This window comes from Nocardia sp. IBHARD005, from assembly GCF_052814245.1.
Window position 1 is genome coordinate 1016204 of record NZ_CP199935.1, and the last position, 13477, is coordinate 1029680.

The following is a 13477-nucleotide window of genomic DNA, read 5'->3' on the forward strand; positions in this document are numbered from 1 at the left end:
ACCACCCGGTATTGTTGAGACAATCATGCTCGTACTAGCAGTCGACACCGCGACACCCGCCGTTACAGCGGGATTGGTGCACCTGTCACCTGCCGGTGAACCCGGCACCCGGCCCGCCGTGGCGACGCTCGCTGCCCGCGTGAAGGTCGACGCCCGCGCCCACGCCGAGGTTCTCACCCCGCAGATCCTGGAATGTCTGGCCGAAGCGGGGGTGAGCCGCGGCGAGCTCGACGCGGTCGTCGTCGGGCTCGGACCGGGACCGTTCACCGGGCTGCGCGTCGGGATGGCCACCGCGGCCGCCTTCGGTGACGCGCTCGGGTTACCCGTGCACGGGGTGTGCAGTCTCGACGCGATCGCCGCCGACACCCTCGGTGAGAAGCGCGATCCCGGCGAACTGCTGGTGGTCACCGATGCGCGCAGGCGTGAGGTGTACTGGGCCAAGTATCTGAACGGGGCGCGCGTGGCCGGTCCCGAGGTGAACAAGGCAGCCGACGTGCCGGTCGGTGAAGCCGCGGCGATCGCCGGGTCGGCCGCGCATGTCGACTATTTCGATCTACCGGTGCTGCCCAGCGAGACGCCCTCGCCTGCCGGGCTGGTCATCGTCGCCGCGCCCGTGCTGTTGGCCGGAGACGTGCCGGAGGCGCTGGTGCCGTTGTATCTGCGTAGGCCCGATGCGGTGGAGAACAGCTTCCGCACCCTCGACCGGACCGGGGCGTGAGAAGGATACTGTGACCGATTACCTGATCGCTCCCATGACGCTGCCCGATATCGACCGCTGCGTCGAACTGGAGCACCTGCTGTTTCCCGAGGACGACCCGTGGCAGGCGGTGTCGTTCCGGTCCGAGCTGGCCGGTGGGCACAATCGCTACATCACCGCGCGCGATGCCGACGGGGTGATGGTCGGCTACGCGGGCATCGCGCTGCTCGGTGACGACGCCCATCCCGAGGCCGAGGTGCACACGATCGGCGTCGACCCGCAATGTCATCGGGGCGGTATCGGCACGCTGCTGCTCGAGGCGCTGCTGGCCACCGCGGCCGAACGTGGTGGGCCGGTGTTCCTCGAGGTGCGCACCGACAACGCACCCGCCATCGCGATGTATGCCAAGCACGGTTTTCACATCATCGGATTGCGCAAGAACTACTACCACCCCAGCGGTGCCGACGCTTATACGATGCGGCGCCCGGAACTGACCGCCGCGGCCGATGAGTGGGCCGCACGCGGCCGGCAGGACGAGGTGTTGTCGTGATCGTCGCCGGATTCGACCGGGCAGCGGGCGACCAGCGGAGCGAGGCATTGTCGTGATTGTCATGGGGATCGAAAGCTCGTGCGACGAAACGGGAGTCGGCATCGTGCGCCGGCATTCCGATGGCTCCGTCGAGCTACTCGCCGATGAGGTCGCCTCGAGCGTCGACCAGCACGCGCGCTTCGGTGGGGTGGTGCCCGAGATCGCCTCGCGCGCCCATCTCGAGGCGATCGTGCCCGCGATGCGACGGGCCCTGGCGACCGCGGGAATCAGCAAGCCCGACGCGCTCGCCGTCACCATCGGGCCGGGGCTGGCCGGTGCGCTGCTGGTGGGGGTGGCCGCGGCCAAGGCCTATGCGGCGGCGTGGGATGTGCCGTTCTACGCGCTCAACCACCTCGGCGGGCATGTGGCGGTCGATACGCTCGAGCACGGGCCGATGCCGCCCGCGGTGGCACTGCTGGTTTCCGGTGGGCACACGCATCTGCTGCAGGTCACGGATCTGGGTGAGCCGATCACCGAACTCGGCAGCACGGTCGACGATGCCGCGGGGGAGGCGTTCGACAAGGTCGCGCGGCTGCTCGGTCTCGGCTATCCCGGCGGGCCCGCCCTCGACGCTGCCGCCGCCTCGGGTGACGCGCGGGCGATCACCTTTCCTCGTGGCATGACCGGGCCCCGCGACGCGCGCTATGACTTCTCCTTCTCCGGCCTCAAGACTGCGGTGGCCCGCTATGTCGAGGCCGCGCAGCGTCAGGGCATCACTGCCGACCAGCTGCCGATTCCCGATATCGCCGCGTCCTTTCAGGAGGCGGTGGCTGATGTGCTCACGATGAAGGCCGTACGCGCGGCCACCGATATCGGTGTCGACACGATTGTTCTCGGGGGCGGTGCCACCGCCAACTCACGCATTCGGTCGCTCGCCGAAGAGCGTTGCGCTGCGGCGGGTTTGACGCTTCGCGTGCCGAAGCCACGGCTGTGCACGGACAACGGTGTGATGATCGCGGCGCTGGGTGCGCATGTGATCGCGGCGGGTGCGCAACCCGCCGCCCTGACTGTCGCGACGGATCCGGGGCTGCCGGTTTCTGTGAGCGCTCTGCGGGGATAGCCATTCACGCCGACAGCCGAGATTCGGGCCTACTCGCTGAATACCCGGAGCGCCGGAACGGAGTTGGGGGTGGAGGGGCGTTGTGGCCTGCCGCCGCCGGAGGAGCCGCTGTCCACGGTGCCGAGGGGGGACTCGGGGTAAGGGATCTGCGGGAGATTCGGGTCGGGACGCAGGGTGGGAGCCGTTGTCGCGTTGGGCGCGGAGGGGTTGGGGGCGTTCGTGGTCGGCGCCCCGGTAGTGACCGCGGGTGTTGCTTCGATGGGCGGTGGGGCGTTGGTGGCGCCCGTGCGCTCGGTGCTTTGGCGATTGGCGGGGGTGGGTGCCGGGGAGGGCACCAACGGTAAGGGGGATTGACGCACGGTGCTGCTCGTACCGGCCGGAGTGACATCGGGGGTATCGGGCGTGACGGCTTGCACGCCGTAGCCGATCACCAGGCCGACCACCACCACCGCGCCGACGAGGGTGCCGACGACCTTGACGAAGGTGCCACTCGGTGCGTCGGTGGCCGCGCCGCCGGACACACCGGACGGTGCCGCGGCATCGGCGACCAGCGCGGCACCCTTGGCGATCACCGCCTCCGGGTCGGGCACGGTGAGCACGGGCACGTCGAGGCGCGAGTCGAGAATGTCGATGACGCAAGGGATATTGGCGCACCCGCCGATCACGGCGACCGCGTCGGGGTACTTCGGCGCACGGGTGAACACCGACGACGAGAACAGCGCGATATTGCGCAGCAGGCCGCCGATGAGCTCCTCGAAATCGGGGCGGGTGAGCTCGAGCCCCTGCCCCGCGATGTGATCGACGGTGACCACCGGTGCCAGCGACAGGTGTTCCTTGGCGGCGCGGCCACGGTTGGTCAGTGTGGTGCGGTTGGGCCTGGTGCCGCGACGGGCGTAGTGCAGGTCCACCAGGTGGTGGTAGATCAGCTCGTCGATTGCGTTGCCGCTCAGCGTCGGCGTCCGTTCGCTGTGCAGGACCACGTTGTCGGTGTAATCGGCGACGGTGACGGTGAGTCCGGTTGCGCCCAGGTCGATCACGGCGACAGTGGCGTAGCGGTCGAGCAGTCCGGTGTGGCGCAGGTAGGCCAGGGCGGCGGCGCCCTCGGTGACCAACCGCAGATCACGGTGGCGGGCGCAGGCGGCCCGAATGGCCTGTGCCTGTTCCTTGTTGCGGTAGGCGACGGCGACGCTGGTCGGTGGCCGTGAACGGGCCGACTCGGCGCGACGGTGGCCGCCGGAATAGCGCCCGAGCGGTTCGCCTGCCATCGAGGCCTGGGAAACCGGTAACTGGGTGGTCATCAACTCGATCGAGGACGCCACGAGATCGCCGAGGTCGGAATGTGCCTCATCGGCGGAAACTACGCGGTAGTCGAAAGTCTGCTCGCCCGCGGGCCCGGTAGCGACCAGTGCCGAGCACACCACCTCGTTCCCGGCCGAGATGCCGAGGGATGTTCGCATGTTCACCTCCCTTCAAGCTGATGGTGCTCTCCGAGCGGATGGCGCCTTCCTGTGCTATGTCACAGCCTGTTATGCGAACGTTACAGATTGTGGCAGGCGATGTGAAGATCACTGGCCAGTGTGGGCGTGTCGAGAATGCGACATCGGCAGAACCCGACCTTGAGTGCTGGCACTCTCGCGTATAGAGTGCTAGTCGGCACTGTGTAGCTGTACTTGTGTCAAGTCGACTTCTGGGCTTCGGCTCCGGCACCCGCGACGACGGGGCTGTGCGCAGGGTCGCGAGCTGACCGAAACCGGTCCGGGACACCAGTTCCGGACAACCGAATTTCCCCTGAAAGTGGAGGGCTCAACGTGGCGAGCGTGAACATCAAGCCGCTCGAGGACAAGATCCTCGTCCAGGCCAACGAGGCCGAGACGACGACGGCCTCCGGCCTGGTCATCCCGGACACGGCCAAGGAGAAGCCGCAGGAGGGCACCGTCATTGCCGTCGGAGCGGGCCGCGTCACCGATAAGGGTGACCGCATCCCGGTCGACGTCAAGGAAGGCGACGTCGTCATCTACAGCAAGTACGGCGGCACCGAGATCAAGTACCAGGGTGGGGAATACCTCATCCTCTCGGCGCGCGACATCCTGGCCGTCGTCACCAAGTAAGGCCAACGCCGCATCAGCGTTCCGCCCCGGCGTCTTCACAGGCCCGGGGCGGATTGCGTTCACAAACAGGAGCTGAATCCTCTTATGCCCAAGCAGATCGAGTTCGACGAAAAGGCTCGCCGGGCTCTGGAACGCGGTGTCGACAAGCTGGCCGACGCCGTCAAGGTAACCCTCGGCCCCCGCGGCCGGCATGTGGTGCTGGCCAAGGCTTTCGGTGGCCCGACCGTCACCAACGACGGTGTCACCATCGCGCGTGAGATCGACCTCGAGGACCCCTTCGAGAACCTCGGCGCACAGCTCGTCAAGAGCGTCGCCACCAAGACCAACGACGTCGCGGGCGACGGTACGACCACCGCCACCGTGCTGGCCCAGGCCTTCGTGCGCGGCGGCCTGAAGAACGTCGCCGCGGGCGCCAACCCGATCACCCTCGGCCAGGGCATCGCCGCTGCCGCCGAGAAGGTGTCGGAGGTGCTGCTCGCGCTGGCCACCCCCGTCTCCGGCGAGAAGGCCATCGCCCAGGTCGCCACCGTTTCCTCGCGGGACTCCGAAATCGGCGAGATGGTCGGCAAGGCGCTCACCACGGTCGGCAAGGACGGCGTCGTGACCGTCGAGGAGTCCTCGACCACGAACACCGAGCTCGTCATCACCGAGGGTGTGCAGTTCGACAAGGGCTACCTCTCGCCCTACTTCCAGACCGACCCCGAGACCCAGCAGGCCGTCCTCGAGGACACCTACATCCTGCTGCACCGCGACAAGATCAGCTCGCTGCCCGATCTGCTGCCGCTGCTGGAGAAGATCGCCGAGTCCGGCAAGTCCGTGCTGATCGTGGCCGAGGACGTCGACGGTGAAGCGCTGTCGACCCTGGTGGTCAACTCGATCCGCAAGACCATCAAGGCCGTCGCGGTGAAGGCGCCGTTCTTCGGTGACCGTCGCAAGGCGTTCCTCGACGACCTGGCCGTCGTCACCGGTGGCACCGTGATCAACCCCGATCTCGGCGTGACCCTGCGTGAGGCCACCATCGAGCAGCTCGGTCAGGCGCGTCGCGTCGTCGTCACCAAGGACGAGACCGTGCTGATCGACGGCGCGGGCTCCGATGACGAGATCAAGGGCCGCAGCGCGCAGCTGCGTCGCGAGATCGAGGCCTCGGACTCCGACTGGGATCGCGAGAAGCTCGAAGAGCGTCTGGCGAAGCTGGCCGGTGGCGTCGCGGTGATCAAGGTCGGCGCTGCCACCGAGACCGCGCTCAAGGAGCGTAAGTACCGCGTCGACGACGCGGTCGCCGCCGCCAAGGCCGCGGTCGAGGAGGGCATCGTCCCCGGTGGTGGTTCGGCACTCGTTATCGCCGCTGCCGCGCTGGTCGAGCTGCGTGACTCGTTCACCGGCGACAAGGCTGTTGGTGTCGAGGTGGTTCGCAAGGGCCTCGAGGCGCCGCTGTACTGGATCGCCAGCAACGCCGGTCTCGACGGCGCGGTTGTCGTCGCCAAGGTCTCCGAGGGCAAGGACGGCTTCAACGCCGCCACCCTGACCTACGGCGACCTGCTCGCCGACGGTGTCGTCGACCCGGTCAAGGTGACCCGCTCCGCCGTGGTGAACGCCGCCTCGGTCGCGCGGATGATCCTGACCACCGAGAGCGCCATCGTGGAGAAGCCGGCCGAGGCCGACGACGACCACGGCCACCACGGTCACTCGCACTGAGGTTGTGAATGACTGAGGCCCGCTGCTGACCTTGCGTCAGCGGCGGGCCTTTGTGGTTTCGGTAGTCCCAGGCAGGTTTAACGCTGTGTTTATTGGAGCGCTGGCGCGCTCGAGTCGCGGCCCCGAGGGGCCGCGAGTTAGGCGCCGTTGCTTGCTCCTTCGTCGCCTACGCAACGGCGCCTAACTCGCGACCCGGCCGCGACCGGCCACTGCGTGGCCGCCGCTCCCTCGGGGTCGCGGGTGCGGGCTGGGTTTGTTGGTAGGTATTGGTCGGTCTACGACGAAGGCCCCCGGATCGCTTGTGCGATCTGGGGGCCTTTCGTTTGTCGCTAGCTGGCTACCGGCGGATCTTCGGCCTCGAGCGCGGCCAGTAAACGGCCGCGCAGCGACGGAGGCGGTGGGGTGGGGGTTGCGGACGCGAGTTCGGCGAGCACTGCGCGGGTACAGCGCAGCTCTCGCAGGAACTCGGTACACAGGGTTGGGTCTTCGGTATCGATGATGGTCTGGATCGCGTGATGGTCTTCGTCGTCGATCAATCCGAGCGCGACGGTGTGCGCGAGATCGATCTGGGCTTCGTTCATCTCACGTCACCCCCAAACTTTTCTTCAGTCGTGTCAATCCGTCCCGAATTCGGGACTTAACGGTCGGTAATCCGATGCCGAGGTATTGAGCTACCTCCGCGTAGGTCCGCCCGCCGTAGTAGGCGAGCGAGATCGCCTCGCGCTGAGTCTCGGTGAGGGTCGAGAGTCCGCGCTGGACGGCCTGTTGTTCTAGTCTGCGTTCCACCTCCTCGGTGACCTCGTCGAATTCGTGGCCGAGCACCCGGATCCCGTACGCGACCTCGCGCTGGGTATGGGCTTGCTCGGCGCGAACCCGGTCGACCGCGCGCCGGTGCGCCAGCGTCATCAGCCAGGTCACCGCCGACCCCTTCGCGGGGTCGAAACTCGTGGCGGTACGCCAGATCTGGAGATAGACCTCCTGAGTGGTCTCCTCCGCGTACCCGGGGTCGTGGAGCACCCGCAGGACCAGGCCGAAAACGCGCGCGGACGTTCGGTCGTACAGCTCGGCAAAGGCCTGCTGGTCGGACAGACCGCATCGTTCCAGCAGTGCAGCTAGCTCGACTCCTTCTGCCGCGCGTGCGGTAACCGCAGAATCCACGCTCGGTGGAAAGGCTTCGCTTCGGAACCCATTCTGTGTCATCGGTCACGAATCTAGCCCGAGGCTATGACCTCCCCGCGACCGGGGGTGTCTTTATTCGGGTGCCAGCTGTTTGCTAGGGATTCGGCGCGCCACGGTCAGCGGATTGGAACGGATTTGCCAACCCCACCAGACGGGCTCGGTGAGGTCTCAGACGGCCATCCGGCGCCGGTTGCGGCGGGCGTGCATCTCGCGTTCGGTCTCGGACATGCCACCCCAGATGCCGTAGGGCTCGCTGACTTTGAGGGCATGGGTCCGGCACTGCATGAGGACGGGGCAGGCCCGGCAGATCTCCTTGGCGCGCATCTCACGCGCCGTGCGGGCACGGCCGCGTTCGCCGTCGGGGTGGAAGAAGACCGCGGAGTCCTGACCGCGGCACGAGCCACGCATCTGCCAGTCCCAGACATCGGCGTTCGGTCCGGGGAGGTGGGTGGGCATGGGCATGTGAACTCCTTGAGGCGAGAGCTCGTCGGCGTTGTCGAGCGAGTGGTGCGGCAGGTCTTCGCGCCACCCGACGATGGGTGGCCGGCTCGACGGTGCCTGACGGTGCCGCTCGGAGGTCGCTGCGATTTCGCGCGGCGCCAACCGTGGCGATGAGCTACGTTAGGTGCAGGCGGGAAATTCCGTCAATAGTTCGGCGCATGAGTTCAGTAAATCTGCAACGCTGAAATTTAACCTACTCACTATTTACATTTCACACCCGATCCCTCCATACTGTTTGGTTGGCTATGGATCGGGTGTCTTCCTGTCTCCCGGACACCCTCGGTTTTCCCAGGTCGCGCCGGTAGGGGCCCGGTTCGCGCGGAGGGTGCTCCTCGTGAGCGGGTGTGCCGGATCACAACGGTCCTCGCGGGCGGACTGCGCGTAGATGGCGTAAACGGGGCGCGAAGGTTAATTGCGCGGAACACATGTGAATTCGAGACTTTGCGGGAGCTGCATCGGGGAGCGGAGATTTACCTGATGGCAACATCGGCGCTCGCGATAAATGCTGTTTGTTTGCTGGATAGGCGTTCCGGCGCCATAACACGCGAACCGTCCCGGACCGGTGGCGGCTAGAGTCTCGTCGTGCAGACAAAGGCCTCACCCGCGGATATCGGTTCCGAAATACTCGTTTCGACTGCCTTCGGCCCCAATCCCGGCTTGGCCGCTACGGAGTTGCCGGAGCCAGCGGACCCCTTGTCGCGGTGGTACCGCGCGGTCACGCTCGGCGGGCAGGGCCGCTACGCCGCCGCCCGTGCTGACCTGCTGGTATCGGCCCGAACCGCGACGGATCCCGGCCTGAGATCCCTCGTCGAGAGCACCCGGGGATCGCTGCTGCGCCAGCTCGGTGACCACGCGGCGGCGGCGGCGTTCGACGGCCGCGCCGCGGCGATCGCACTCGGTGCCCGCGGAGCTGCCCGCGCCGAGGCACTCGCCGACGCGTATACGGGGCTAGCCGCCGACGCGCTCGGCACCGGCCGGCTCGGCCTGGCCCACAGACTGCTCGGCCGCGTGCGGCCACTGCTCGCCGACGCGCCCCCGCGAGCGGAGGTGCGCTGGCATTGGGTGCGCGCCGAGACCGCCCTCGCCTGCGGTGAAGCGGGCCGAGCGCTGCGCGAGGCGGTCGCGGCCGTCGACCTCGCCGCGGCGCTGCCCTCGGTGCGCCACCAGGTGAAATCGGCACTGCTCGTCGCGGCCGCGACCGCCGCGACCGGTGACCTCGCCGAGTCCGCGGAACTGGCAGGCCGGGTCGACGCGCGCTGCCGCGACAACGGCCTTCTCCCACTGCGCTGGGCCACCGCGATGCTGCGCTCGGGAGTCGCCGCACCGGCGCACGCGCGCGCCGCGGCCGGCGAAGCCGCAGATCATGGCGCCGTTCTACGGGCCTGGGGTGGCGACATCGCCCCGCTGGGTGCGTGATTCGCTGCGGATGATCTTTCTTAGAGCTCGGTGAGAAGCGGCCACGCCCGCTGGCGACCGATCCGGGGGTCGGTATTGTTAGTCCGTTCCGCCTTTTCGGTGGAAGCTCGGTCACATCCGGCCGCGCCACTCGTAACGCCAGGAAAATCTCTGACGATGACGCATATGGGCGAAGAGTTGGACCTCGCCGTCGCTGCGGCTGCGCAGGGCGACAGGACCGCTTTAGCTCGGGTATTGGAACTGGTCCGTCCCTTGGTGGTTCGCTACTGCAGGGCACGGATCGGAGCCGCGGAGCGCGGACAGCTCTCCGCGGACGATGTTGCGCAAGAGGTCTGTATGGCTGTGATGACCGCCCTGCCCCGCTATCAGGATCAGGGTCGGCCCTTCATGGCCTTCGTGTACGGGATTGCTTCGCACAAGGTCGCCGACGCCCATCGCAACGCCGCCCGTAACAAGGCGGAGGCGATGGCCGAAGTACCAGATGTCATATCCACCGACCAGGGACCGGAACAGCGGGCTCTCGACTCGGAGACGAGCAGGCAGATGAACACGCTGCTGGCAACGCTCCCCGAGAAGCATCGAGAAATCCTGATCCTGCGCTTGGTCATGGGTCTGTCAGCAGAGGAAACCGCAGTCGCCGTGGGCAGCACGGCGGGGGCGATACGGGTTGCCCAGCACAGGGCGCTCGCGAAACTGAAGTCACAAGTGGCGAGGGCAGGTGAAATGTATGGCTAGGGATGGCGAGCGCGGTCCAGGCGACCGGAAAGTGTGGCAGCGCGGATCGCACAACAGCGGTCCCTACGCCGCCGAGGATGCCGGTGACTCCGGACCGGTCGACATTGCGGCGGTGCGCAGCGATGATGCGCTGATCGACGCGATCGCCAGCGATGGTCCGGTGCGTACCGACAGTCCCGAAGAGTTCCAGCTGGCGTCGTTACTCGCGGATTGGCGGGCCGACCTTCTGGCCGAGCCGATGCCCGCGGGCCCTGATCTGGACACCGTGTTCGCAGCGGTCAATCAGGAGATCGGCGCGCGGCAGGTTCGAGTCGGAGCTTCCTCGCGCGGACGTCTACGGCTGGTCCGCCCGATTTTCGGGGCAGCAGCGGCATTGTCGCTGGTGTTCGGCGGTATTACGGCCTTCGCTTACAGCGCGGCTCCCGGCGATCCGCTGTGGCGGGTCAAGGAGGTCGTGTTCAGCGAGCAGGCGCAGTCCACCGTCGTACAGTACGCCGACGAGGATCTGCTGGCCGCCGAGAACCTGCTCACCTCGGGCAATCCGGAACAGGCGAAGGCCAGGCTGGAACAGGCTTCGGCCAACGCGGGCCAGGTCGACGACAAGGGCAAGCGCGAGGATCTGATCGCGCGCTGGAACCTGCTTCGTGATCAGCTGGTGAAGGTCGCGCCGGAGATAGGCGCGCAGTTGCCGCCGGTCACGTCCGAAGCGGGCAAGCCGACTTCTCCCGTGCAGGTCCCCCCGACGACCAACCCGGGCACCACCGCGCCGGTGGCACCGACAGCTCCCGGCCAGAGCACCACCGATCCGTCCACCCAGCCGCCGGCGATCCTGCAGACGCCGGGCCCGGAGACCAAGCCGTTCGTTCCGCCGGTCGAGTCGACGCAACCGCCGGTGACCACCGCGCCGCCGGTGACCCGACCGCCGGTCACGGTCGATCCGACGACACCGCCGACGACCATCGTCGAACCACCGTCGGTCGTGATCGTGCCGACGGTGGTCCCGACATCGGCAACGCTGCCCCCGACTGTGCCCCCCACCTTGCAGGTGCCGCCCGCGGTGACGATCGTGCCCGCGCCGCCGCGCGTGCCGTCTTCCTGAGCGACGCTCTCTGAGCAACGATGAATTGAACCAACGACGAAGGCCCCGAACAGGTTCGGGGCCTTCGTCGTTGTTCGGGGGCGTTGTCGGTGCGGGCCCCCGTCATCCCCCACGCACGCGTGACCGGGAGCGGGGGAGCGGGGCCTTACGACAGGCTCAGCTGTGCCGAGTCGCCGCCAGAGCTCAGTTGTCGAACCCGTCGAACCCGTCGCCGTGGAACGCCTCGTTCATCGACGCGTCCGCGTAACCGCGGCAGTAGTCCCACGTGACGTAGGCCTCAGGGGTGGGATCGTAGGCGGGCTCGTGCGGACGGACGGTGCCGTCGACGAGCAGCTGCAGCAGGTTTGCCCGCAGCATGTCCCAGTCGTGGTAGTGATCTTGCCGACAATCCTCACAGCTGACGACCAGGCCGCGAATGCCGCGATGGGCCAGCAGGGCTTCGTATACGGCGAGGTCTGCGAGATCTTCCTCGACCGCTAGGCGCTCGTGAGGATCCAACGGCTCACCGGGCTCGATCGCATCGAGCGCGGCAGACGGGTCGGAGGGGTCTCCGGCGAAGGGATCCGGCGGCAGGCCAGGTGGTAGATGGTCACGCACATCCCCACGGTACGCAGTACTTGGTGCATCGCGCCAGCGATGCACCGGGCAAGTTTTGCGGAAGGGCTCACTTCACAGGCGTGTCCGGGCGCCGGATACCATGGAATGCAGGCGTCGGCGACTTTGTTCTTGCCGACCATCCGAAAGCTTTTTTCCGCTCGAGCACCGACGCATTGTGTTCAGTCGCGTCGGTAGCTATGACGACCAGGAGGGGTCGATCCGAATGAGTAATCCCGTGTCGGGCGAACGAATCGCGGTGCGCCCTCCTACGGGGGGCGACGATCCGACCAAGATCGCCATGCTCGGCCTCACGTTCGACGACGTGCTGTTGCTGCCTGCCGCCTCGGATCTCATCCCCAGCTCGGTCGAGACGTCCAGCCGGCTGACCAGGGACATCACCCTGCGTACCCCGCTGGTGAGTTCGGCCATGGACACCGTCACCGAGGCGCGCATGGCCATCGCCATGGCGCGTGCAGGCGGTATGGGCGTGCTGCACCGCAACCTATCGGCCGCCGATCAGGCCGCCCAGGTGGAGACGGTGAAGCGCTCCGAAGCGGGCATGGTGACCGATCCGGTCACCTGTCGTCCCACCGATACCCTCGCCGAGGTCGACGCCATGTGCGCCCGCTTCCGCATCTCGGGTCTGCCGGTGGTGGACGAGACCGGTGCGCTGGTGGGCATCATCACCAACCGCGACATGCGTTTCGAGGTCGATCAGGACCGCCGCGTGGACGAGGTGATGACCAAGGCGCCGCTGATCACCGCCCGTGAGGGTGTCACCGCCGAGGCCGCGCTGGGTCTGCTGCGCCGCCACAAGATCGAGAAGCTGCCGATCGTCGACGGCAACGGCCGCCTGCGCGGGCTGATCACGGTCAAGGACTTCGTCAAGACCGATCAGTACCCCAACGCCACCAAGGACCGCGACGGCCGCCTGCTGGTCGGTGCCGCGATCGGTGTCGGCGAGGACTCCTGGTCGCGTGCCATGACGCTGGCCGACGCCGGGGTCGACGTGCTGATCGTCGACACCGCGCACGGCCACCAGTCGCAGGTGCTGCAGATGGTCGCCAAGGTCAAGGCCGAGGTCGGTGACCGGATCCAGATCGTCGGCGGCAATGTCGCCACGCGTGCGGGTGCGGCAGCGCTCGTCGAGGCGGGCGTCGACGCGGTGAAGGTGGGTGTGGGCCCCGGCTCCATCTGTACCACCCGTGTGGTCGCCGGTGTCGGCGCGCCGCAGATCACCGCGATCCTCGAAGCCGTCGCCGCCTGCAAGGCCGCCGGTGTGCCGGTGATCGCCGACGGCGGTGTGCAGTACTCCGGCGACGTCGCCAAGGCCATCGCCGCGGGCGCGTCCACCGTGATGCTCGGCTCGCTGCTCGCAGGCACGGCCGAGTCGCCCGGTGAGCTGATCCTTGTCAACGGCAAGCAGTTCAAGAGCTACCGCGGCATGGGCTCCCTCGGCGCCATGCAGGGCCGCGGCCAGGCGAAGTCGTACTCCAAGGACCGCTACTTCCAGGACGACGTGCTCGCCGAGGACAAGCTCGTCCCCGAGGGCATCGAAGGCCGCGTCCCGTTCCGTGGCCCGGTCAACCAGGTGATCCACCAGCTCGTCGGCGGCCTGCGCGCCGCGATGGGTTACACCGGTTCGCAGAACATCGAGCACCTCCAGGGCGCGCAGTTCGTGCAGATCACCGCGGCGGGTCTCAAGGAGAGCCACCCGCACGACATCACGATGACCGTCGAGGCCCCGAACTACTCCGGGCGCGGCTGAGTACAATAGATGCGTTTGTCGCGGACCACTTGG

14 protein-coding genes are annotated in these 13477 nt (G+C 67.6%); 9 read left to right on the plus strand and 5 right to left on the minus strand.

Going from position 1 to position 13477, the window contains the following annotated elements:
* Positions 1 to 25: 25 nt before the first annotated feature.
* From tsaB to tsaD, 3 genes are read left to right on the plus strand one after another with little or no spacing between them, the layout of a single operon-like run.
* A complete protein-coding gene (gene tsaB, locus ACTWPB_RS04625) occupies positions 26 to 718 on the plus strand; it encodes a tRNA (adenosine(37)-N6)-threonylcarbamoyltransferase complex dimerization subunit type 1 TsaB (protein WP_446224465.1) in 693 nt (230 codons plus the stop codon).
* 34 nt (positions 719 to 752) lie between these two features.
* Positions 753 to 1247 (plus strand): ribosomal protein S18-alanine N-acetyltransferase, encoded by a 495-nt coding sequence (gene rimI / locus ACTWPB_RS04630; RefSeq protein WP_387216822.1) that lies wholly within the window; start codon positions 753 to 755, stop codon positions 1245 to 1247.
* Positions 1248 to 1299: 52 nt separating this feature from the next.
* Positions 1300 to 2346 carry a tRNA (adenosine(37)-N6)-threonylcarbamoyltransferase complex transferase subunit TsaD gene (gene tsaD / locus ACTWPB_RS04635; RefSeq protein WP_446224466.1) on the plus strand — a complete coding sequence of 349 codons (1047 nt, stop codon included), beginning with the start codon at positions 1300 to 1302 and terminating at the stop codon, positions 2344 to 2346.
* A gap of 29 nt (positions 2347 to 2375) precedes the next feature.
* On the opposite strand, the gene ACTWPB_RS04640 is transcribed toward tsaD, so the two are convergent.
* On the minus strand, positions 2376 to 3803 hold the full coding sequence (locus ACTWPB_RS04640) for an Hsp70 family protein (RefSeq protein WP_446224467.1): 1428 nt from the start codon (positions 3801 to 3803) through the stop codon (positions 2376 to 2378).
* Between the two features lie 351 nt (positions 3804 to 4154).
* On the opposite strand from ACTWPB_RS04640, the gene groES reads away from it, so the two are divergent.
* Together groES and groL are read left to right on the plus strand one after the other, a co-directional pair.
* Positions 4155 to 4454, plus strand: coding sequence for a co-chaperone GroES (gene groES / locus ACTWPB_RS04645; RefSeq protein ID WP_056818214.1), 300 nt, complete (start codon positions 4155 to 4157; stop codon positions 4452 to 4454).
* An 84-nt stretch (positions 4455 to 4538) separates the two neighbouring features.
* Positions 4539 to 6149, plus strand: a complete 1611-nt coding sequence (gene groL, locus ACTWPB_RS04650; RefSeq protein ID WP_446224468.1) for a chaperonin GroEL — start codon at positions 4539 to 4541, stop codon at positions 6147 to 6149.
* Positions 6150 to 6478: 329 nt separating this feature from the next.
* Here groL and ACTWPB_RS04655 read toward each other — a convergent pair whose 3' ends face one another.
* The 3 genes from ACTWPB_RS04655 to ACTWPB_RS04665 form a co-directional block, all read right to left on the minus strand.
* Positions 6479 to 6730: an RskA family anti-sigma factor gene (locus ACTWPB_RS04655; RefSeq protein WP_446224469.1), complete on the minus strand. Its 252-nt coding sequence runs from the start codon at positions 6728 to 6730 to the stop codon at positions 6479 to 6481.
* Between the two features lies 1 nt (position 6731).
* Positions 6732 to 7349, minus strand: coding sequence for a sigma-70 family RNA polymerase sigma factor (locus ACTWPB_RS04660; protein WP_378921921.1), 618 nt, complete (start codon positions 7347 to 7349; stop codon positions 6732 to 6734).
* 147 nt (positions 7350 to 7496) lie between these two features.
* Positions 7497 to 7790 (minus strand): WhiB family transcriptional regulator, encoded by a 294-nt coding sequence (locus ACTWPB_RS04665; protein WP_022567299.1) that lies wholly within the window; start codon positions 7788 to 7790, stop codon positions 7497 to 7499.
* Positions 7791 to 8411: 621 nt separating this feature from the next.
* Here ACTWPB_RS04665 and ACTWPB_RS04670 point away from each other — a divergent pair.
* The 3 genes from ACTWPB_RS04670 (at position 8412) to ACTWPB_RS04680 (ending at position 11079) form a co-directional block, all read left to right on the plus strand.
* Positions 8412 to 9245: a hypothetical protein gene (locus ACTWPB_RS04670; RefSeq protein ID WP_446224470.1), complete on the plus strand. Its 834-nt coding sequence runs from the start codon at positions 8412 to 8414 to the stop codon at positions 9243 to 9245.
* A 156-nt stretch (positions 9246 to 9401) separates the two neighbouring features.
* Entirely contained in the window at positions 9402 to 9980 is a 579-nt protein-coding gene (locus ACTWPB_RS04675; RefSeq protein ID WP_378921924.1) for a sigma-70 family RNA polymerase sigma factor, read from the plus strand.
* A complete protein-coding gene (locus ACTWPB_RS04680; protein WP_446224471.1) occupies positions 9973 to 11079 on the plus strand; it encodes an anti-sigma-D factor RsdA in 1107 nt (368 codons plus the stop codon). The genes ACTWPB_RS04675 and ACTWPB_RS04680 overlap by 8 nt, the downstream gene beginning before the upstream one ends.
* A 183-nt stretch (positions 11080 to 11262) precedes the next feature.
* On the opposite strand, the gene ACTWPB_RS04685 is transcribed toward ACTWPB_RS04680, so the two are convergent.
* Positions 11263 to 11676, minus strand: a complete 414-nt coding sequence (locus ACTWPB_RS04685; protein WP_022567296.1) for a DUF5319 domain-containing protein — start codon at positions 11674 to 11676, stop codon at positions 11263 to 11265.
* A gap of 223 nt (positions 11677 to 11899) precedes the next feature.
* On the opposite strand from ACTWPB_RS04685, the gene guaB reads away from it, so the two are divergent.
* Complete coding sequence (guaB, locus tag ACTWPB_RS04690) at positions 11900 to 13444, plus strand: IMP dehydrogenase (protein ID WP_378921926.1); 1545 nt, start codon at positions 11900 to 11902, stop codon at positions 13442 to 13444.
* Positions 13445 to 13477: the final 33 nt, after the last annotated feature.